Origin of the sequence: Serratia sp. MYb239 (assembly GCF_002966855.1) — a bacterium.
GTDB classification, from domain to species: domain Bacteria; phylum Pseudomonadota; class Gammaproteobacteria; order Enterobacterales; family Enterobacteriaceae; genus Serratia_B; species Serratia_B rhizosphaerae.
This window is the reverse complement of record NZ_CP023268.1, coordinates 4,903,694-4,924,101: the sequence shown is the minus strand read 5'-3', so window position 1 is coordinate 4,924,101 and position 20,408 is coordinate 4,903,694. Positions and strand designations below refer to the sequence as shown.

Sequence of the window (20,408 nt, the reverse complement as noted above, 5' to 3'; positions counted from 1 at the left end):
ACACAATGGAGAGTTTAGTCTTATGAAAAAGATTTGGTTGGCGCTCGTTGGTATGGTTATGGCGTTTAGCGCCTCCGCCGCGCAGTTTAGCGATGGTACCCAGTATGTGACCCTGGATAAGCCGGTAACCGGCGAGCCGCAGGTGCTGGAGTTCTTCTCGTTCTACTGCCCGCACTGCTACCAGTTTGAAGAGGTTTACCATGTTTCAGACGCGGTGAAAAAAGCGCTGCCGGCGGGCACCAAAATGACCAAGTACCACGTTGAGTTCCTGGGCCCGCTGGGCAAACAGCTGACTCAGGCATGGGCCGTGGCGATGGCGCTGGGCGTGGAAGACAAGATCACCCAGCCAATGTTTGAAGCGGTACAGAAAACTCAAACCGTGCAGACGCCGGACGATATTCGCAACGTGTTTGTGAAGGCGGGCGTGAAGGCAGAGGACTATGACGCGGCGCTGAACAGCTTTGTGGTGAAGTCTTTGGTCGTTCAGCAGGAAAAAGCTGCGGAAGATCTGCAGCTGCGCGGTGTGCCAGCGGTATTTGTTAACGGTAAATACATGGTTAAGAACGACGGTCTGGATACCAGCTCAATGGATGCATACGTGAAGCAGTTTGCTGACGTGGTTAAATTCCTGAGCGAAAAGAAATAACCTTTCCTTAATCCGAACGTTGCAACGCCGGTCATTGACCGGCGTTTTTCGTTTGGCGTTTTAGCTTATCCAATAAGCGGTCTTTTTCCTGCCAGAGCGTATTTAGCCAGAGCTGGAATTGCCGTTTATATTGTTTATCGTTGAAGTAATCGCCATGCAGGCTTTCATCGATAGGCAAGGTTTCAATGCGCACCACGATCCGCTTCAGACGTCCGCAGAGCATGTCCAGAAACGGGCGTTCGCTGTTATCCGGATAGTGCAGCGTAACGTTGAGTACTTTGTCGAACTGGCTGCCCAGCGCGCTGAGGGTAAAGGCGATGCCGGCGGCCTTTGGCGCCAGTAAATTGCGATAGGGCGAATTGGTTTTAATTTTTTTCGCTTCGGTAAAGCGGGATCCTTCCACGAAATTGACGATGGTAGTCGGCCGCAGGCGAAACTTTTCGCAAGAGCGGCGGGTGGTTTCGATATCCTGGCCGCGTTTTTCCGGGTGCTTAAGTAAGTAAGCGCGTGAATAGCGTTTCATAAATGGCATATCCAGCGCCCAGCAGGCCAGGCCGACAAAAGGCACCCAGGCGAGCTGCTGCTTAAGAAAGTATTTATTCATCGGGGCATGATTGCGAAATAGCACGCACAGCACGACGATATCTGACCAGCTTTCATGGTTGCTGATCAGCAGATACCAGTTCTTGCGGCTTAATCCTTCTAACCCTTCAATATCCCAGCTAAGCTGCGGGTTGATGCGTAGCAGCAGAGCCAGCCCCTGGCACCAACACCACATCATAAAATCTGCAAAGGCGGAAATGCCCCGCCAGATCGCCGGTACGGGAACCAATAGTTTTACAATACCGGCCAGCGTGATGGGAATGGAACACAATACCGTCAACAGGATGGTCAATAAGGTAGAAATAATAAAAATAACAGGGGCTAACAATCTTGGCATGGTTATCGGTTGACGGTTGGTTGGAGACAGCGTTGCAGGCATACCATACGCTTCCGCGCGTGAAGGGCGCATTTTAGCAGAAACAGGAGGAGGAAAGCGCCCACAAAGCGTAACTGTTTTCTTTGGCGCCATGCGGGGTTCGCCTTCGCTGCGTTTTTTATGGTCACAATTTGCTGAATTTTCGTGCAACCTTTCCAGATTGTGCTAGGGTAATTGAGGCGCCGAATTTGATTAACGGCGTGCGAAACTACACGTGTAACTTATATCCACAAATCTCAAAAAATGAAAATTATGGCGGCTAAGCGATGCTTACCATAAAACGCCATGATTTTATTGACTTTTTTATTTGTTATTATAACAACTAACCCATTGTTATAATTCATTCTCTTTTCTATGCACAAAGTTATCCACAGGAAAGATCCTGCGGATCGCTTTGCAAAAGGCGATCATTTTTCATCGTAATGCGCGCTAAGGATCGTCTCCGACGGCTAGCTATGGCATCCTTACCGTAAGTCCATCATCAAAAAGAAACGCTATGGCCCAGATTGCTGAAAACCCTTTGATCCTGGTAGATGGTTCCTCTTACCTCTATCGTGCCTATCATGCCTTCCCGCCGCTGACTAACTCTGCCGGTGAACCGACCGGCGCCATGTACGGCGTGCTGAATATGTTGCGTAGCCTGCTGCAGCAGTACGCGCCAACCCATGTGGCGGTAGTGTTCGATGCCAAAGGCAAAACTTTCCGCGATGAATTGTTCGCGGAGTACAAGTCCCACCGTCCGCCAATGCCTGACGATCTGCGTGCGCAGATCGAACCTTTACACCGTATGGTCAAGGCGATGGGGCTGCCGCTGCTGGTGACGCCGGGCGTTGAGGCTGATGATGTCATAGGCACGCTGGCGCTGCAGGCGGAAAAAGCCGGCCATGCCGTTTTGATCAGCACCGGCGATAAAGATATGGCGCAGCTGGTGACGCCAAACGTTACGCTGATCAACACCATGAACAACACCATTCTGGGGCCGCAGGAAGTGTGTGATAAATACGGCATTCCGCCGGAATTGATCATTGATTTCCTGGCGCTGATGGGCGATTCCTCCGATAACATCCCCGGCGTACCGGGCGTGGGTGAGAAAACAGCACAGGCGCTGCTGCAAGGGCTGGGCGGGCTGGATACGCTGTATGCCAATCTGGACAGCATTGCGACCCTGAGTTTCCGCGGCGCCAAAACCATGGCCGCCAAGCTGGAACAGAACAAAGAGGTGGCCTACCTCTCCTATCAGCTGGCGACCATCAAAACCGATGTTGAGCTGGAGGTGGGCTGCAGCGAACTGAACGTCTTGCCGCCGGATGTCGATCAGCTGCATCAGCTGTTCAAACAGTATGAGTTTAAGCGTTGGCTGGCGGACGTTGAGTCCGGCACCTGGCTGCAGGGTAAAAAAGGCGGCGCCAAGGCAGCCAGCGCGGCAAAATCATCCGGCGCAGCGGCGGAGACGCCAAAAGCCGCGGTGGAAGCCAAACTGTCACAGGATGGCTATGTCACCATCCTGGATGAAAAAACGTTTGCCGAATGGCTGGAACGGCTGAAAAAAGCCGAGCTGTTCGCCTTCGATACCGAAACCGATGGCCTGGATACGCAGAGTGCGAACCTGATTGGCCTGTCGTTCGCGATTGAGCCCGGCATTGCCGCTTATCTGCCGGTGGCACATGACTATCTGGATGCGCCGGAGCAGCTGGATCGCGACGATGTGCTGGAAACGCTAAAGCCGCTGCTGGAAGATGAGAAAGCGCTGAAAGTCGGTCAGAACCTGAAGTTCGACAAGAGCCTGCTGGCGCGGTATGACATCAATCTGCGCGGTATCGCTTATGACACCATGCTGGAATCCTACGTACTGGACAGCGTCGGCGGCCGTCATGATATGGACAGCCTGGCCGATCGCTATCTCGGCCATAAAACCGTCACCTTTGAAGAGATTGCCGGCAAAGGCAAGAATCAGCTGACATTCAATCAGATTGCATTGGAGCAGGCGGCACCGTACGCGGCAGAAGATGCGGATGTCACCCTGCAGCTGCATTTGGCCATGTGGCCGAAGCTGAAAGAGAGTGACGGCCAGCGCAAAGTGTTCAGCGAGATTGAGATGCCGCTACTGCCGGTGCTTTCCCGTATCGAGCGTACCGGCGTGCTGATCGATCAGCATATTCTGGCGACCCATTCACAGGAACTGACCAAGCGGCTGGCCGAGCTGGAAACGCAGGCGCACGAGCTGGCGGAAGAGCCGTTTAACCTGGCATCGACCAAGCAGCTGCAGGCGATTTTGTATGAGAAGCAAAAGCTGCCGGTGTTGAAAAAGACGCCGGGAGGCGCGCCGTCGACCAATGAGGAAGTGCTGGCCGAGCTGGCGCTGGACTACCCGCTGCCAAAAGTGATTCTGGAATATCGCGGACTGGCGAAGCTGAAGTCCACCTATACCGACAAGCTGCCGCAGATGATCAATCCGGTCAGCGGCCGGGTGCATACGTCATATCATCAGGCGGTGACCGCTACCGGCCGGCTGTCATCAAGCGATCCGAACCTGCAGAACATCCCGGTGCGTAATGAGGAAGGGCGGCGTATTCGCCAGGCGTTTATCGCGCCGAAGGGATACCGCATTCTGGCTGCCGACTACTCACAAATTGAGCTGCGCATTATGGCGCATCTGTCGCAGGATGAGGGGCTGCTGAAAGCCTTTGCCGCCGGTGAGGACATTCACCGGGCTACGGCTGCCGAAGTCTTTGGCGTGCCGTTGGATAAGGTCACCGGTGAACAGCGCCGCAGCGCCAAGGCGATCAACTTCGGCCTGATCTACGGCATGAGCGCCTTTGGTCTGGCGCGCCAACTGGGGATTCCGCGTAATGAAGCGCAGCGCTATATGGATCTCTATTTTGAGCGCTATCCTGGCGTGCTGGATTATATGGAGCGTACGCGTCAGCAGGCTTCCGAGCAGGGGTTCGTCAGCACGCTGGATGGCCGCCGGCTCTATCTGCCGGATGTGCGTTCCAGCAACGGTATGCGCCGTAAGGCAGCGGAGCGTGCGGCGATCAATGCGCCGATGCAGGGCACTGCGGCCGATATCATCAAACGCGCGATGATTGCCGTGGATAGCTGGCTGCTGGAACAGAAGGAACCGCTGGTGCGCATGATTATGCAGGTGCACGATGAACTGGTGTTTGAAGTACACGAGTCGGTGCTGGAAGAAGCCAGCCAGCGCATTCGCGACCTGATGGAAAGTAGCATGACGCTGGCGGTGCCGCTAAAAGTGGACGTAGGCACCGGGAATAACTGGGAAGAAGCGCATTAATTACGCAACTGTCCGAACGTTACGCTAAACGGCGAAAAACCCAGCTATTTTCGTAATTTAGCTACATTATACGGCGATTGTTTCCGCAACATCGCCGTTATTCCCCCATTCTTGCTGTAACTAAACTACAGAAAATTCTTTTTCCTCGTGAAAAAATGATGTAAAGTTACAGGCGTAGGGTACAGAGGTAAGATGTTCTATCTTTCAGACCTTTTACTTCACGTAATCGGATTTGGCTGAATATTAGCCGCCCCAGTCAGTATTGACTGGGGCGTTTTTTATTGTAAAAACAGAATATTAACCGATTTATGGTGTTGCCTCTCCGCGGAGTTCCCCGGCTATTGCCTCTCACTGGCCGCCATGTTTCTGCCATATCGTCATAACTTTTTCTGATGATTTTTGGTCAGATCTGTAATTAGATAACAAAACCTTCTGACGCGATCAAAAAAGGGCCCGCTGACGGACCCTTGTTATCATGTGGCCTGCGGTGTTACTCGCCGCCGATATCGTCTTCTTCCGGCAGAACTTCCGGCGGGATTTCGTTGAACCAGGTGTTCAGTTTCTGGCTCAGCTTATCGACGCCCAGTTTTTTCAGTGAAGAGAACGGCTCGACCTGAACATCGCCCATAAATGCCAGTACTGCCTCACGCACCATGTTGACCTGTGCTTTGCGCGCGCCGGAAGCCAGCTTGTCGGCTTTGGTCAGCAGCACCAGAACCGGTGTACCGACATCCACCGCCCACTGAATCATTTGCTGGTCGAGATCTTTGAGTGGATGGCGGATATCCATCAGCACGACCAGCCCTTTCAGGCTATTGCGCATTTGCAGGTATTCACCCAGCGCACGCTGCCATTTGCGCTTCATCTCTTCCGGCACCTCGGCGTAACCATAACCCGGCAGATCGACCAGACGGATACCGTCTTCTACTTCAAACAGGTTGATAAGCTGGGTGCGTCCCGGGGTTTTACTGGTGCGCGCCAGGCCCTTCTGGTTAGTCAGCGTATTCAGCGCGCTGGACTTGCCGGCGTTAGAGCGGCCGGCGAATGCCACTTCGATCCCTGCATCCGGCGGCAGATGACGGATGTCGGGCGCACTGGTGACGAAATGGGTCATGTGGTAGTTGTAATTTTTGCTGGTCAAAATGTTTCGTCTCCAAGTGAAGAAGGGCTTTCTGGTGGGCGATTATAACTGCATCAGCGTGAAAAAGGGGCGCTTTCTCCGATTTTCAGCCCCAGAGCGATAATTTTCCGTTGGGAAAACCGCATCGGCGTGTAAGACATTTGCCATTCCAATAGGGGGATATGTCGCTTTATTTATCGGCTATAAACTTATATTTTCTTAAAAAACAAACAATTGTTTTTTGCTGGGTGTAAATAGTCCGCCTAATGCGCGGTGAGTACCTTGAGCGCGGGCGTAATCCGCGTAAAGTAGCGCCCAACGCAGGATGTGAAGGAATCGGGAACGTTCAGGATGAGCGAAAAACCTCAGGGAGCGCACAGGAAGTGCGATGAGTGACAGGATGACTTCAAACGGCGTTGGCTTGTTCGCTTAGGATTAGTGAACGACACAAGGATGGTGAAGTATTAGCAGTCGGATGCTCGCGGGACGCGCGCTCAGGATGAGCGGATACGAAAGGATTGCGTACAGGGATGATTTTTCTTTCCAGGATGAAAGGCTAAATTGCAGGGAATGCGCTGATAGCAGAAGGAAAAACCGGGATGTTGAGTGTGCGCATGGAGTGCGTAGCAGGAATATCCTTCGTATGAAGGTATGAAATAGGCGACAGGTTTAACCTGTCGCCTTTTTTATTTGTCTGCTTTCTGCTAGATTCCGCCGCAATTCTATACTGAATCTACATACACCTAAGAGCATATGCTATGAACCAGTCATCAAAAGCGCCCCGCGGCAAAGCGGCGACGTCAAAAGCGAAAAAGAAAAGTCGTGTTGAGCTTGATATGGAAGCTCGCGAGCGTAAGCGCCTGAAAAAGCGCCGTGGCCATGCTTCCGGTTCACGCACCCAGGTTGAAAATGCCAAGCAAAAGAAATCAGGAGCCGGGGATGTGAAAGATCCGCGCATCGGCAGCAAAACGCCGGTGCCGTTGCTGGTGGAAGCGCAAGCCAACGTCAAACCGCAGACTAAGCCCAAGGCCGAAGTGAAGCCGCGTCTGTCGCCGGAAGAAGAGCTGGCGAAGCTGGAAAATGATGAGCGTCTGGATGCGCTGTTGGATCGCATCGACGATGGCGACAAGCTGACCGGCGAAGAGCAGGCTTATGTCGATCAAACGCTGGACCGCATCGATGCGCTGATGGCGCAGCTGGGCATCGAGCTGGGCGACGATGACGATGACATCGATGAAGAAGAGGAAAAGCAGGAAGATATCCTGAAACTGCTGAAAAGCGGCGGTCCGAAAAACGCGCGCTAACCGGTTATGTGGCCAATTCTGCTAATAGCCCTACTGTTAACATGTTATCTGCTGTGGTTATTCGGTAAACTATGGCGGCTGTCGAGGCGCAAAGCGCGCCTTCGCAGCGCTTCCGTGGCCAGACAGCAACGACAATTGCCCATTTCCCGGCCCGGCAGAAAACGTAAACCCAAGGGGTTCTGAGCCGTGGCGTCCGTCGCCTGCTACACCTTGGGGCGATCGGAAGGAGTGAGCAATGTCAGAACAGGCTATCGTCTGGGATTTGGCCCTGATCCAAAAATATAACTATTCAGGCCCGCGTTATACCTCATACCCAACCGCTTTGGAGTTCAACCAAAGCTACGATGAGGCAGCATTCCAACGTGCCGCCGGGCGCTATCCCGAGCGGCCGCTGTCGTTATATGTCCATATCCCGTTTTGCCACAAGCTGTGCTACTTCTGCGGCTGCAACAAGCAGGTGACGCGTCAGACGCATAAGGCGGATGACTATCTGGCGGTGTTGGCGCAGGAAATCGCCGCCCGGGCGCCGCTGTTTGCCGGGCGTCAGGTCAGCCAGATGCATTGGGGCGGCGGTACGCCGACCTACCTGAGTAAAACGCAGATTAGTCGGCTGGTGGCTATGCTGCGCCAGCATTTTGATTTCCTGCCGCAGGCTGAAATGTCGATCGAAGTCGATCCGCGTGAAATCGAGCTGGACGTGCTCGATCACCTGCGCGCTGAAGGTTTTAACCGCCTGAGCATGGGGGTGCAGGACTTCAACAAAGAAGTGCAGCGGCTGGTCAACCGTGAACAGGATGAGGCGTTCATTTTTGCGTTGATTGAGCGCGCCAAAGCGTTGGGCTTTCACTCCACCAATATCGACCTGATTTACGGCCTGCCGAAGCAGACGCCGGAGAGCTTTGCCTTCACCCTTGAGCGGGTTGCCGAACTGAACCCGGACCGGCTCAGCGTGTTTAACTACGCCCATTTGCCGAGCCTGTTTGCCGCCCAGCGCAAGATCAAAGAGGCCGATCTGCCCAGCGCGCAGCAAAAGCTGGATATCCTGCAGCAGACCATCGCCTCGCTGACCGACGCCGGCTATCAGTTTATCGGCATGGATCATTTCGCCCGTCCGGACGATGAGCTGGCGGTGGCGCAGCGCGAAGGGAAGCTGCACCGTAATTTTCAGGGCTACACCACCCAGGGCGACAGCGACCTGCTGGGGCTGGGCGTGTCGGCCATCAGCATGCTTGGGGACAGCTACGCGCAGAACCAGAAGGCGCTGAAAGCGTACTATCACAGCGTCGAACAGCAGGGAAATGCGCTGTGGCGCGGGCTGACGATGAGCGAAGACGACTGCCTGCGTCGCGAGGTGATCAAAACGCTGATCTGCAACTTCCAGCTGAACTACCGGCCGGTTGAGCAGCAGTACGGTATTAACTTCGTTGATTATTTTGCTGAGGATCTGCAGCTGCTGGCGCCATTCGAACACGACGGGCTGGTGGAGCGGGATGAGCAGGGTATACGCGTGACGCCGCAGGGACGCTTGCTGATACGCAATATCTGCATGTGTTTTGATATCTATTTGCGCAAACAGGCGCGCGCGCAGCAGTTCTCCCGGGTGATCTGACGGCGTTGCCCGCCACGACCGCATTGTTTGCGGCCGTGGCCTTAACTGAAGAAGTTAATCAGGGCGGCGCACAGCACGGCGGCAACGGCGGCCTGCGGCGTATGGCCCGCAGCGGCGCTGACGTCCGCACCTTGTGAAATAAAAGCGATAAGAGAATCCAGCATGGCGACCTCCGGTTTTTTCGCCCCGATCATACTGTGAGTGCGTTGACTGTAAAGTCTAAAATTGCTGTTTTTTTGTGCGCCCAACGATGTTTTCAACATTGGGCGCGGCGTTTATTCCATCCCCAGTTCTTTCAGCTTGCGCGTCAGGGTATTCCTGCCCCAGCCCAGCAGGCGCGCGGCCTCCTGTTTATGGCCCTGCGTGTGGCGCAGCGCCGTGGTCAGCAGCGTGCGTTCCATTTCCGGCTGCGCTTCCGAGAGCAGGTTTTGATGACCGGAGCGCAGCGCGCTTTCGGCCCACTGCGCCAGCAACGACGCCCAGTTGCCGGCGCCTGCCGGTGCGCCGCTCTCCGGCGGCGAGGCTTCAAACAGCTCGGCAGGCAGATCCTGAATCAGTACTTCCTGACCGGCGGCCATCACCGTCAGCCAGCGGCAGGTATTTTCCAGCTGGCGGACGTTGCCGGGCCACGGCAGGCGCGTCAGCGCGGTTTCGGTTTCCGGGTGCAGGTTTTTCGCCTCAACCCCCAGTTCCTTGGCGGCCACCTGCAGGAAATAGCGCGCCAGCCGCGGGATGTCTTCACGACGCTCACGCAGCGGCGGCAGGTGAACGCGAATCACGTTCAGGCGGTGGAACAAATCCTCGCGGAATTTGCCTTCCTGTACCCGCTGTTCCAGGTTTTGGTGCGTGGCGGCAATAATGCGCACGTCCACTTTCACCGGCGCATAGCCGCCGACCCGATAGAATTGGCCATCCGCCAACACGCGCAGTAAACGGGTTTGCACGTCCAGAGGCATATCGCCAATTTCATCCAGGAACAGCGTGCCGCCGTCGGCCTGTTCAAAACGCCCCTGACGGATTTGATTGGCGCCGGTAAACGCGCCTTTTTCATGGCCGAACAGTTCGGATTCGATCAGGTCTTTGGGGATCGCCGCCATATTCAGGGCGATGAACGGCGATTTGGCGCGCGGGCTGTGGCGATGCAGCGCATGCGCCACCAGCTCTTTACCGGTGCCGGATTCGCCGTTGATCAACACGCTGATGGATGAACGCGACAGGCGGCCGATAATGCGGAATACGTCCTGCATCGCCGGTGCCTCGCCGATAATATCGGCGGTCGGGCTGCTGGCGGGCTGGCTGCGCGCCGGCTGCTGCTGCTCCTGATAGTGGCTGATGGCGCGCTCCACCAGCGCGACGGCCTCATCAATGTCGAACGGCTTCGGCAGATAGTCGAACGCCCCTTGCTGATAGGCGCTGACCGCAGCGTCCAAATCTGAGTGGGCGGTCATAATGATCACCGGCAGCATCGGGTGACGCTGTTTGATCTGTTTGAGCAGCGCTAATCCGTCCATGCCCGGCATGCGGATATCGGACAGTAAAACGTCGGGAGTTTGTGTGGCCAACGCTTCCAGTACGGCGTTACCGCTGTCGAACGTTGCGCAACGCATGCCGACGCCGGTTAAGGCGCGCTCAAGCACCCAGCGGATGGAGCTGTCATCATCGACGATCCAGACAATCCCTCGTTGCATAGCAAACCTCACTGACGAATAGGCAGGTAAACCGAAAATTCGGTATGTCCAGGCCAACTGTTAAATTCAATTTTGCCGCAATGCTGATCGATCAGACTGCGGGCGATGGATAATCCCAGGCCGGTGCCGCCTTCGCGGCCGCTGACCATCGGGTAGAACAGCGTATCCTGCAGCTGCGCCGGCACGCCGGGGCCGTCGTCTTCAATATCAATGCGCGCCGCCAGCCGGTAGCGCGTGCCGTGCAGGGTGATTTGAAACGCGGTGCGGGTGCGCAGGCGGATGGTGCCGCCGGTCTCCCCCAGCGCCTGCAGCGCGTTGCGGGTAATATTCAGCAGCACCTGTTCAATTTGTTCCGGGTCGTGCGCCAGTTCAGGCAGGCTGGGGTCGTAATCGCGCACCAGCGTGACGTTTTCCGGTTTTTCCAGCGATACCAGCTGGCATACCCGCTCCGCTACCTGGTGGATGCTTTGCGTGATGTGCTGACCGGGCCGCTGCGGCCCCAGCAGGCGATCGACCAGATTGCGCAGGCGGTCGGCTTGCTCAATGATCACTTTGGTATATTCGGTCAGGGCCGGGTCGGGCAGCGCTTTGGCCAGCAGCTGCGCCGCGCCGCGCAGTCCGCCGAGCGGGTTTTTAATCTCGTGCGCCAGCCCGCGCACCAGATCGCGTGCGGCGACCTGTTGGGCATGCTGCAGCTGTTCCTGGCTCAGACGGCGCTGATTGTCCATCGGCGCCAGCTCCAGCAGGATATAGCCTTCCGGCAGCGCCTGAGCGGTCAGCGACAGAATATGCGCGCGGCCGTCGACCACCAGCGTCACTTCGTTATCGGTAAACCCCTGGCCGGTATTCAGGCTTTCGCGCATCAGATCGACGTTCAGCGAAAAATAGCCGAGTAAATCGGGCAGCGGCGTGCCGAACAGTTTACGGGAACTTTGCGCCAACAGCTGTTGCGCAGCAGGGTTGGCGTAATGCACCGCCAGCCGATCGTCCAGCAGCAGTACGCTGTTGATCAGAGAATTGAGGATCTGCCCCGCATCGGGCAGTGGTTCAGTTGTCATATATGCCCTTCATCTTCCAGGGTGCGGCGCACGGGCTGAGCTTGCTTACCCGGTCAGCCGGCAGACTAAGCGCAGACGCTTTGCACTGTTTTGGTGCATCCATCCTACTCCATCTGTGATGATTGCTAAATGGCGTGGATTTGCAGAAAAAGAGTGTGGAGAAAAAAACCCATCCGAAGATGGGCTGAAAGTTTCCACGGCAACAAAAAAACGACAACTAAAATAGGTGGCGCCGCACGCGGCGGCGCAGGTCAAACTTAAACGCTGTAGTACAGTTCGAATTCAACCGGGTGCGGCGTCATGCGCACGCGGTCCAGCTCTTCTTTGCGCAGCGCGATGTAGGCGTCGATCGCGTCGTCGGTGAAGACGCCGCCGCGGGTCAGGAACTCGCGGTCTTCATCCAGCGCGGCCAGCGCTTCGTCCAGAGAACCGGCCACTTTTGGAATCTCGGCTTCTTCTTCCGGCGGCAGGTCGTACAGGTTTTTATCCATGGCGTCGCCCGGGTGGATCTTGTTGATGATGCCGTCCAGGCCGGCCATCAGCAGTGCAGCGAAGCACAGGTACGGGTTGGCCGCCGGATCCGGGAAGCGGGCTTCAATACGGCGCGCTTTCGGGCTGGAAACCACAGGAATACGGATGGAGGCGGAGCGGTTACGCGCAGAGTAAGCCAGCATCACCGGCGCTTCGTAACCCGGAACCAGACGCTTGTAAGAGTTGGTGGTCGGGTTGGCCAGGGCGTTGATGGCTTTAGCGTGCTTGATGACGCCGCCGATGTAGAACAGTGCGGTTTCAGACAGGCCGCCGTATTTGTCGCCGGCGAACAGGTTGGTGCCGTTCTTGGACAGTGACATGTGGCAGTGCATGCCGGAACCGTTATCGCCGAACATCGGTTTTGGCATAAAGGTCGCGGTTTTGCCAAATGCGTGCGCTACGTTGTGAACCACGTATTTGTAGATCTGGATTTCATCGGCTTTCTTGGTCATGGTGTTGAAGCGGGTTGCCACTTCGTTCTGACCGGCGGTTGCTACTTCGTGGTGGTGAGCTTCAACCACCAGGCCCATTTCTTCCATGGTCAGACACATGGTTGAACGCAGGTCCTGGGAAGAGTCGACCGGCGGCACCGGGAAATAACCCCCTTTGACCGCTGGACGGTGACCCTTGTTGCCGCCTTCGTATTTGGTGCCGGAGTTCCAGGCGGCTTCGATATCGTCGATAGCCACGTGGGAGCCGCTGATGCTGCTGCCGAAGCGGATGTCGTCGAACAGGAAGAATTCAGGTTCCGGCCCGAACAGCACGGTGTCGGCAATGCCGGAAGAGCGCAGGAAGTCTTCCGCACGTTTGGAGATGGAGCGCGGGTCGCGGTCGTAGCCTTGCATGGTGCCCGGCTCGAGAATGTCGCAGCGAATGATCAGCGTGGGTTCTTCGTAGAACGGATCCAGTACCGCGCTGCTGGCATCCGGCATCAGCACCATGTCAGATTCGTTAATGCCTTTCCAACCGCCGATCGACGAACCGTCAAACATTTTGCCTTCTTCGAAGAAATCAGCGTTTACCTGGTGTGCAGGAATGGTGACGTGTTGTTCTTTACCCTTGGTGTCAGTGAAACGCAGGTCTACGAATTTCACTTCATGCTCATTCAGCATCGTCAAAACGTGTTCAGCGGACATACTTAACTCTCCCGGATTTATCGTTGTCGTCGTCGTGGAACGAATCTTTACTACTGGCTTTTTTTCACCTTGTGTAGACTAAAGCGAAAAGCGTGCCAAGTTTAAAAATGGCAACCTTGCGCCATTCTGGGCGGCTTTTACCCATTCCGAGTATGCACCAATAGGAATGCATTGCACCATAAGTGTGCAAACAACCCCACGCAGGGCACTATAATGGTGCAAAATGCGTCCAAAGATGACGCGTTGCACCGTGAAAGGGATCACAAACTAACCTGATTAGCATTGTTTATCAGAGATGGCTGTGATCTTGTTTAGTCCCTCGCTTAATACGTGTACAATAGCGCGCTATTTCTAATGCCTGAGGCAAAGCTGTGATCGAAAATTTGCGTAATATCGCCATTATTGCCCACGTTGACCATGGTAAAACCACCCTGGTCGACAAGCTGCTGCAACAATCCGGTACTTTCGGAGAGCGTGCGGAAGCCGCCGAGCGCGTAATGGACTCCAACGATTTGGAGAAAGAGCGTGGGATTACCATCCTCGCAAAAAACACCGCCATTAATTGGAATGACTACCGCATCAACATCGTGGATACCCCGGGACACGCCGACTTCGGCGGCGAGGTAGAGCGTGTAATGTCAATGGTCGACTCGGTGCTGCTGGTTGTGGATGCAATGGATGGCCCGATGCCGCAAACCCGTTTCGTGACCAAGAAAGCGTTTGCAAATGGTCTGAAGCCGATCGTGGTCATTAACAAGGTTGACCGTCCGGGCGCGCGTCCTGACTGGGTTGTCGATCAGGTGTTCGACCTGTTCGTAAACCTGGATGCCACCGATGAGCAACTGGATTTCCCAATCATCTATGCATCTGCGCTGAACGGCATCGCCGGCACCGATCATACCGATATGGCTGACGACATGACGCCGCTGTATCAGGCGATCGTCGACCACGTGTCTGCGCCGGCAGTTGATCTGGATGGCCCGCTGCAGATGCAGATCTCCCAGCTGGACTACAACAACTACCTGGGCGTTATCGGCATCGGCCGCATCAAGCGCGGTAAAGTGAAGCCGAACCAGCAGGTCACTGTTATCGACAGCGAAGGCAAGACGCGCAACGGTAAAGTGGGCAAAGTGCTGGGCCACCTGGGTCTGGAGCGTATCGACAGCGACCTGGCGGAAGCGGGCGACATCATCGCCATCACCGGTCTGGGCGAGCTGAACATCTCCGACACCATCTGCGATCCGGCCAACGTGGAAGCGCTGCCTGCGCTGTCCGTTGATGAGCCGACCGTCAGCATGTTCTTCAACGTCAACACCTCGCCATTCTGCGGTAAAGAAGGCAAGTTCGTGACGTCTCGCCAGATCCTTGAGCGTCTGAACAAGGAATTGGTGCACAACGTGGCGCTGCGCGTAGAAGAAACCGACGATGCCGACGCGTTCCGCGTGTCCGGCCGTGGCGAACTGCACCTGTCGGTGCTGATCGAAAACATGCGTCGTGAAGGCTTCGAGCTGGCCGTTTCCCGTCCGAAAGTTATCTTCCGTGAAATCGATGGCCGTAAACAAGAGCCGTTCGAGAACGTCACGCTGGATATCGAAGAGCAGCATCAGGGTTCCGTGATGCAGGCGATGGGTGAGCGTAAGGGCGACATGAAAAACATGGATCCGGATGGTAAAGGCCGTGTGCGTCTTGACTATGTGATCCCGAGCCGCGGCCTGATCGGCTTCCGTAACGAGTTCATGACCATGACCTCCGGTACCGGCCTGCTGTACTCCACCTTCAGCCACTACGACGATCTGCGTCCGGGCGAAGTCGGCCAGCGTCAGAACGGCGTGCTGATCTCCAACGGCCAGGGTAAAGCGGTAGCGTTCGCCCTGTATGGTCTGCAAGATCGCGGCAAGCTGTTCCTGGGCCACGGTGCGGAAGTGTATGAAGGCCAGATCATCGGTATTCACTCACGTTCCAACGACCTGACCGTGAACTGCCTGACCGGTAAGAAACTGACCAACATGCGTGCTTCCGGTACTGACGAAGCGACCACGCTGGTTCCGGCTATCAAGATGACTCTGGAGCAGGCTCTGGAATTTATCGATGATGACGAACTGGTTGAAGTCACGCCGACGTCTGTGCGTATTCGTAAACGTCACCTGACGGAAAACGATCGCAAACGTGCAAGCCGCGGTCCTAAAGAAGCGTAATTGCTGATTTAGAACGCACTGCTTGGGGCGCCTGCCGGGCGCCCTGAGTTTTTTCTTCTGCTTTCCCCCCTTTCTGCGGCGCGCTATGCGCTTTTCTCCGCCTTATCTGTTCAGTCTCTGCTTTTCCCGCTACAGTGAAACCTCACCGGTCGTCAGGAGAGGACTATGCTGTATATCTTTGATTTAGGTAACGTGATCGTCGATATCGATTTCAAACGTGTGCTGGGCGTATGGAGCAATCTGAGCGGCACGCCTCTGGCGGCGCTGGCGGAACGTTTTAGCATGGGCGAGGTGTTTCAGCGCCACGAGCGGGGGGAAGTGACCGATGAAGAGTTTGCCGCCCGCCTGTGCGACGAAATGGGCATCGCGCTGAGCTTTGAGCAGTTCGCCGCCGGCTGGCAGGCGGTATTTGTCGCGCTGCGCCCGGAGGTGATCGCCATCATGCAGCGCCTGCGCAATGAGGGCCACCGGGTGGTGGTGCTGTCGAACACCAACCGCCTGCACTGTAATTACTGGCCGCAGCATTACCCGGAAGTGGCGGCGGCGGCGGACCATCTCTACCTGTCGCAGGATCTCGGCCTGCGTAAACCGGAGCCGGCCATTTATCAGCGGGTGCTGGATGAGGAAAACACGCCGGCGGAACAGGCGGTATTCTTTGACGATCATCCCGACAACATAGCGGCTGCGCGGGCCATGGGCATTACGGCGGTATGGGTGACCGATCGCGATACGGTGCCGGCCTATTTTGCCGGTTAAGCCAGGCGGGTTAAGCTTAAGACATACGAACTGACAAGGAGTGAGTATGTCGTTTTTCCGTAGCAAGAAGCTGCCGTCATCCGTAAAACCGGGCGTCACCTACGGCCGGCTGCTGCTCAAGCGCATCGACAGCGATGGCCTGACCATGTTGGCGGGCCATCTGGCGTATGTATCTCTGTTGTCGCTGGTGCCGCTGATCACCGTGGTGTTCGCGCTGTTTGCCGCCTTCCCGATGTTTTCTGATATCAGCGAGCAGCTGAAGAGCTTTATTTTTTCCAATTTTGTGCCGGCGGCCGGCAATGTTATCCAGCGCTACCTTGAGCAGTTCGTCGCCAATTCCAACAAAATGACCGCCGTCGGCACCTGCGGCCTGATCGTTACCGCGCTGCTGCTGATCTCCTCCGTCGACAGCGTGCTCAACACCATCTGGCGCAGTAAAAACAAGCGGCCGATCGTCTACTCGTTTGCAGTGTACTGGATGGTGCTGACGCTGGGGCCGCTGCTGGTCGGGGCCAGTATGGCGATCAGCTCCTACCTGCTGTCGCTGAACTGGCTGGCGCAAACCGGCGTGAACAGCCTGGTGGATCAGCTGCTGCGTATTTTCCCGCTGCTGCTGTCGTGGGTCTCTTTCTGGCTGCTGTACAGCGTGGTGCCGACGGTCCGGGTACCGCCGAAGGATGCGCTGGTCGGCGCGTTGGTCGCCGGGCTGCTGTTCGAACTGGGTAAGAAGGGCTTTGCGCTGTACGTCACCATGTTTCCTTCTTATCAGCTGATATATGGCGTGCTGGCGGTGATCCCGATTTTATTTCTGTGGGTCTACTGGAGCTGGTGTATCGTATTGCTCGGCGCGGAGATCGCCGCCACGTTCGCGGAGTACCGCGCGTACAAACAGCAAAAAATTGAGCAGCAACAGCAGGATAAACCGTCATGATTGCATTGATTCAGCGAGTATTAAACGCCAGCGTCACGGTAAACGGCGAGACGGTAGGCAAAATTGGCCCAGGTTTGTTAGTGTTATTGGGTGTAGAGCAAGATGATAACGAACAGAAAGCCGAGCGTTTGTGTGAACGCGTACTGGGCTACCGCATTTTTGGTGATGATAACGGCAAGATGAACCTTAACGTTCAACAGGCCGGCGGCAGCGTGCTGGTGGTTTCCCAGTTTACGCTGGCCGCGGACACGCAAAAGGGCATGCGGCCCGGTTTCTCGCGCGGCGCAGAGCCTGCGCAGGCCGATCGGCTATATCAGTATTTTGTTGGCCAATGCCGCGAACGCGGCGTGGAAACACAGACCGGCGAGTTCGCGGCGGATATGCAGGTCGCGCTGGTGAACGACGGTCCGGTGACGTTCTGGCTACAGGTTTAAAAATTTGGAGAGAAGGCGTCTATGTATCACCTACGAGTACCCGTTACAGAACAAGAACTGAAGGATTATTACCAGTTTCGCTGGGAAATGCTGCGCAAGCCATTGCACCAGCCGGTGGGTTCGGAAAAGGATGCCTATGACGCCATGGCGCACCACCAAATGGTGGTGGATGAGAATGGCAAAATCGTCGCCGTTGGCCGGCTGTATATCAATGCGGATAACGAAGCGGCGATTCGTTTTTTAGCGGTCGATCCCGGCGTGCAGGACAAAGGGCTGGGTACGCTGGTGGCGATGACGCTGGAGTCGGTGGCGCGTCAGGAAGGCGTGAAGCGCGTGGTGTGCAGCGCGCGTGAGGACGCGGTGGCGTTCTTCGCCAAACTGGGGTTTGAAAGCCAGGGGGAGATCAGCGCGCCGCAAACCTCGCCGATCCGCCACTTCCTGATGATTAAGCCGGTGGCGACGCTGGACGATATTCTGCACCGTCCCGACTGGTGCGGGCAGCTGCAGCAGGCCTGGTACGATCATATTCCGCTCAGTGAAAAGATGGGGGTGCGCATCAGCCAGTATACCGGCCAGCGTTTTGTCACCACCATGCCGGAGGTCGGCAATCAGAATCCGCACCACACGCTGTTTGCCGGCAGCCTGTTCTCGCTGGCGACGCTGACCGCCTGGGGGCTGATCTGGCTGCTGCTGCGCGAGCGCCATCTGGGCGGCACCATCATTCTGGCGGATGCGCATATCCGTTACAGTAAACCTATCACCGGTCGCCCGCGCGCGGTGGCCGATCTCAGCTCGCTGAGCGGCGACCTTGACCGACTGGCGCGCGGCCGCCGTGCCCGCGTGCAGGCGGAAGTGGTGCTGTTTGGCGATGATGATAAAGGGGCGGTATTTGAGGGCATCTACATGGTGCTGCCGGCCGAGCCGGAAGTCCCGCTGGATCAGGGCGGCTGCGAGGCCATTCCCGAATAAGCAATAAGGGCGCTATGCGCCCTTATTGCTTTACGGCTGTTGCTGATTGACCGTTTGCCCGTCCTTCGCCGTGGCCTGCAGATTACCCCGTACGGAATCCCGGAACGGCCCGTCGCTGTTTAACAGCCCCTGAACCTGCAGCTGCAGGTTGCCGTCGCCCTCCAGCGGCACCGGCTGCCAGCCCCATTGCTGCAGGGTATTGAGCGGCACCGAACGACCGGATAAAGACAGCGAAAACGGCTTGCCCGGCAGTTGCGTGACGGTTGCCTTGGCATCCAGCAGGCCATTAGGCATAAAGGCGCTCAGCTCGGTAACGGCGATTTGCCGCTGGTCCGCCGTCAGCGCCAGCGAAGGCCGGCGGACGTCGATTTTATTGAACGTTGCTTCGCTGGCGCTCAGGTTTAGCGAACCGGACCAGATTCCCCACTGACCATCGTGCGCCAGCAGCAGATTGCTGCCGTAACCGTTCAGCGATGTCAGCTGGAACGGGAACGCCGGATTGATATCGATAATCAGGTTACGGTTGGTGGTCAGCTTATTGACGTATACCTGCGACAGCCATGCCGGCAGCGGTTTGAGCCACAGCTCACGCCAGTTTTGCGGCAGCGTATACTCCAACGCCGCGACGGTGACGTCGTCCAGCTGCAAACGTTTGGTGGCGCGCAGCCAACTGCCGTTGGCGCGCAGCAAACCGCCTTCCCAGCGCGAGGTGAATTGCTCAATGGCGATACCGGCCGGCGACAGCCGCGTACTGATAATCGGATCCACCAGATGGAAGCGGCCATTGATAATATCGCTGGCGTTGGCATGCAATGCGCCGTTCTCGCTGCGCCAGTCTCCCTGCTGAAGCGTGACGTCTTGCAGGGACAGGTCAAGATCGTTAAACGCCCACCCCTTGCCCTCCAGCCGTGCATCGATCAGGTCAAAGCGTTGCAGTGTGATCGGCGGCAGAGTGGTAAAGCGCTGCCAGAATTGTTCCAGCGACAGCGGCGTTTGCAGCCGTACCTTGTTCAGGCGCAGACGGTCTACCAGCCAGCTGCCGTCGGCGGCACGCGTCGCTTTACCGGTCAGGTCGCCCTGGGCCAGATCGGCGCCGAAATCCTCCAGCAGCAGCTGATGATCTTTTATTTGCCCTTGCACCAGCGCCTGAGAGGCGGGGATGCCGTTCAGGGTCAGCGAGCCGGCGCTGAACTGGAAGCGGTTGTTGTCGCCCAGCAGGTGCCCGGACTGAGGCCGCCATGGCGTAATCCCGGCGTTAACCCGCTGCGCATTAAGCTGCCAGTCGGCGTCGCCGGCGTGCAATGCCATATTGCTCAGCTGCAGCACGTCGGCCTGGATCGGTAACGCCGCTGAGCCAGGTTGCACATTGAGCGTACCGTCGTGCAGCGTCACGCTGTGGAAGTAACGCGGGTTGGTGAGCTGACGCAGGCTGAGGCCCAGAACGACGCGCTTGGCCGTTAACGCCCGCGGCTGGTTGGTGCGCGTCAGCGCGACGTCTTCCAGGCCGATCTGCGCCGGTTCATCCCAGGAGTGGCTGATTTTACCGAGAGAGAGGCGGTAGTCGCTGTGCCCACTCACCCAGTTGCCGATCTGACCGGCGGCCCAGCGGGTCTGCCCGACCAGATACAGTAATACGATGACGATTGCCGCTGCCACCAGCAGCCATAGCAACAGTTTCCCGATAAATTTCATCGCCTGCACACCCTAGCGGTCAAAAAAGATACCCCGTTTATGCCGCAATTGGCCGGCTATCTCAA

At 56.6% G+C, this 20,408-nt stretch carries 16 protein-coding genes; 9 read left to right on the top strand and 7 right to left on the bottom strand.

Annotated features, from left to right (window positions below):
- Nucleotides 1–22: 22 nt before the first annotated feature.
- A complete protein-coding gene (dsbA, locus tag CLM71_RS23520; protein ID WP_015962409.1) occupies nt 23–646 on the top strand; it encodes a thiol:disulfide interchange protein DsbA in 624 nt (207 codons plus the stop codon).
- A gap of 31 nt (nt 647–677) precedes the next feature.
- On the opposite strand, the gene CLM71_RS23515 is transcribed toward dsbA, so the two are convergent.
- A complete protein-coding gene (locus CLM71_RS23515) occupies nt 678–1,586 on the bottom strand; it encodes an acyltransferase (RefSeq protein ID WP_105233119.1) in 909 nt (302 codons plus the stop codon).
- Between the two features lie 535 nt (nt 1,587–2,121).
- Between CLM71_RS23515 and polA the strand changes: the two genes are divergently transcribed.
- Nucleotides 2,122–4,920 (top strand): DNA polymerase I, encoded by a 2,799-nt coding sequence (polA, locus tag CLM71_RS23510; protein WP_105233118.1) that lies wholly within the window; start codon nt 2,122–2,124, stop codon nt 4,918–4,920.
- A gap of 490 nt (nt 4,921–5,410) precedes the next feature.
- Here polA and yihA read toward each other — a convergent pair whose 3' ends face one another.
- Entirely contained in the window at nt 5,411–6,061 is a 651-nt protein-coding gene (gene yihA / locus CLM71_RS23505) for a ribosome biogenesis GTP-binding protein YihA/YsxC (protein WP_105233117.1), read from the bottom strand.
- A gap of 737 nt (nt 6,062–6,798) precedes the next feature.
- Between yihA and yihI the strand changes: the two genes are divergently transcribed.
- Both yihI and hemN read left to right on the top strand, forming a co-directional pair.
- Nucleotides 6,799–7,344, top strand: a complete 546-nt coding sequence (yihI, locus tag CLM71_RS23495; protein ID WP_105233116.1) for a Der GTPase-activating protein YihI — start codon at nt 6,799–6,801, stop codon at nt 7,342–7,344.
- A gap of 235 nt (nt 7,345–7,579) precedes the next feature.
- Nucleotides 7,580–8,953 carry an oxygen-independent coproporphyrinogen III oxidase gene (gene hemN / locus CLM71_RS23485; RefSeq protein ID WP_105233114.1) on the top strand — a complete coding sequence of 458 codons (1,374 nt, stop codon included), beginning with the start codon at nt 7,580–7,582 and terminating at the stop codon, nt 8,951–8,953.
- 41 nt (nt 8,954–8,994) lie between these two features.
- Here hemN and CLM71_RS24075 read toward each other — a convergent pair whose 3' ends face one another.
- The 4 genes from CLM71_RS24075 to glnA all read right to left on the bottom strand — a co-directional run bounded on the left by CLM71_RS24075 (nt 8,995) and on the right by glnA (nt 13,366).
- Nucleotides 8,995–9,117, bottom strand: a complete 123-nt coding sequence (locus CLM71_RS24075; protein WP_145961165.1) for a YshB family small membrane protein — start codon at nt 9,115–9,117, stop codon at nt 8,995–8,997.
- A gap of 111 nt (nt 9,118–9,228) precedes the next feature.
- Nucleotides 9,229–10,641, bottom strand: coding sequence for a nitrogen regulation protein NR(I) (gene glnG / locus CLM71_RS23480; protein ID WP_105233113.1), 1,413 nt, complete (start codon nt 10,639–10,641; stop codon nt 9,229–9,231).
- A gap of 8 nt (nt 10,642–10,649) precedes the next feature.
- Nucleotides 10,650–11,699 carry a nitrogen regulation protein NR(II) gene (gene glnL, locus CLM71_RS23475; RefSeq protein WP_105233112.1) on the bottom strand — a complete coding sequence of 350 codons (1,050 nt, stop codon included), beginning with the start codon at nt 11,697–11,699 and terminating at the stop codon, nt 10,650–10,652.
- 257 nt (nt 11,700–11,956) lie between these two features.
- Nucleotides 11,957–13,366 (bottom strand): glutamate--ammonia ligase, encoded by a 1,410-nt coding sequence (glnA, locus tag CLM71_RS23470; RefSeq protein WP_105233111.1) that lies wholly within the window; start codon nt 13,364–13,366, stop codon nt 11,957–11,959.
- Nucleotides 13,367–13,737: 371 nt separating this feature from the next.
- On the opposite strand from glnA, the gene typA reads away from it, so the two are divergent.
- From typA to fabY, 5 genes are all read left to right on the top strand, one after another.
- Nucleotides 13,738–15,561 (top strand): ribosome-dependent GTPase TypA, encoded by a 1,824-nt coding sequence (typA, locus tag CLM71_RS23465; protein WP_105233110.1) that lies wholly within the window; start codon nt 13,738–13,740, stop codon nt 15,559–15,561.
- Nucleotides 15,562–15,726: 165 nt separating this feature from the next.
- On the top strand, nt 15,727–16,317 hold the full coding sequence (yihX, locus tag CLM71_RS23460) for a glucose-1-phosphatase (protein WP_105233109.1): 591 nt from the start codon (nt 15,727–15,729) through the stop codon (nt 16,315–16,317).
- A 46-nt stretch (nt 16,318–16,363) separates the two neighbouring features.
- Nucleotides 16,364–17,248 (top strand): virulence factor BrkB family protein, encoded by an 885-nt coding sequence (locus CLM71_RS23455; RefSeq protein WP_105233108.1) that lies wholly within the window; start codon nt 16,364–16,366, stop codon nt 17,246–17,248.
- The gene (gene dtd, locus CLM71_RS23450; RefSeq protein ID WP_015962395.1) at nt 17,245–17,682 is read left to right on the top strand and encodes a D-aminoacyl-tRNA deacylase; all 438 of its coding nucleotides are present in this window, start codon (nt 17,245–17,247) and stop codon (nt 17,680–17,682) included. Before CLM71_RS23455 ends, dtd begins: the two co-directional genes overlap by 4 nt.
- A gap of 21 nt (nt 17,683–17,703) precedes the next feature.
- On the top strand, nt 17,704–18,651 hold the full coding sequence (gene fabY, locus CLM71_RS23445) for a fatty acid biosynthesis protein FabY (RefSeq protein WP_105233107.1): 948 nt from the start codon (nt 17,704–17,706) through the stop codon (nt 18,649–18,651).
- A 30-nt stretch (nt 18,652–18,681) separates the two neighbouring features.
- On the opposite strand, the gene CLM71_RS23440 is transcribed toward fabY, so the two are convergent.
- A complete protein-coding gene (locus CLM71_RS23440; RefSeq protein ID WP_105233106.1) occupies nt 18,682–20,343 on the bottom strand; it encodes an AsmA family protein in 1,662 nt (553 codons plus the stop codon).
- Between the last annotated feature and the right edge of the window lie 65 nt (nt 20,344–20,408).

Excerpts from the sequence above, each read along its gene's own strand:
- CLM71_RS23515 (WP_105233119.1), bottom strand. The coding sequence starts at position 1,586 with ATGCCAAGATTGTTAGCCCCTGTTATTTTTATTATTTCTACCTTATTG.
- dsbA (WP_015962409.1), top strand. The coding sequence starts at position 23 with ATGAAAAAGATTTGGTTGGCGCTCGTTGGTATGGTTATGGCGTTTAGC.
- yihI (WP_105233116.1), top strand. The coding sequence starts at position 6,799 with ATGAACCAGTCATCAAAAGCGCCCCGCGGCAAAGCGGCGACGTCAAAA.
- fabY (WP_105233107.1), top strand. The coding sequence starts at position 17,704 with ATGTATCACCTACGAGTACCCGTTACAGAACAAGAACTGAAGGATTAT.
- glnG (WP_105233113.1), bottom strand. The coding sequence starts at position 10,641 with ATGCAACGAGGGATTGTCTGGATCGTCGATGATGACAGCTCCATCCGC.
- dtd (WP_015962395.1), top strand. The coding sequence starts at position 17,245 with ATGATTGCATTGATTCAGCGAGTATTAAACGCCAGCGTCACGGTAAAC.
- glnA (WP_105233111.1), bottom strand. The coding sequence starts at position 13,366 with ATGTCCGCTGAACACGTTTTGACGATGCTGAATGAGCATGAAGTGAAA.
- CLM71_RS23455 (WP_105233108.1), top strand. The coding sequence starts at position 16,364 with ATGTCGTTTTTCCGTAGCAAGAAGCTGCCGTCATCCGTAAAACCGGGC.
- polA (WP_105233118.1), top strand. The coding sequence starts at position 2,122 with ATGGCCCAGATTGCTGAAAACCCTTTGATCCTGGTAGATGGTTCCTCT.
- CLM71_RS23440 (WP_105233106.1), bottom strand. The coding sequence starts at position 20,343 with ATGAAATTTATCGGGAAACTGTTGCTATGGCTGCTGGTGGCAGCGGCA.
- CLM71_RS24075 (WP_145961165.1), bottom strand. The coding sequence starts at position 9,117 with ATGCTGGATTCTCTTATCGCTTTTATTTCACAAGGTGCGGACGTCAGC.
- hemN (WP_105233114.1), top strand. The coding sequence starts at position 7,580 with ATGTCAGAACAGGCTATCGTCTGGGATTTGGCCCTGATCCAAAAATAT.
- glnL (WP_105233112.1), bottom strand. The coding sequence starts at position 11,699 with ATGACAACTGAACCACTGCCCGATGCGGGGCAGATCCTCAATTCTCTG.
- yihX (WP_105233109.1), top strand. The coding sequence starts at position 15,727 with ATGCTGTATATCTTTGATTTAGGTAACGTGATCGTCGATATCGATTTC.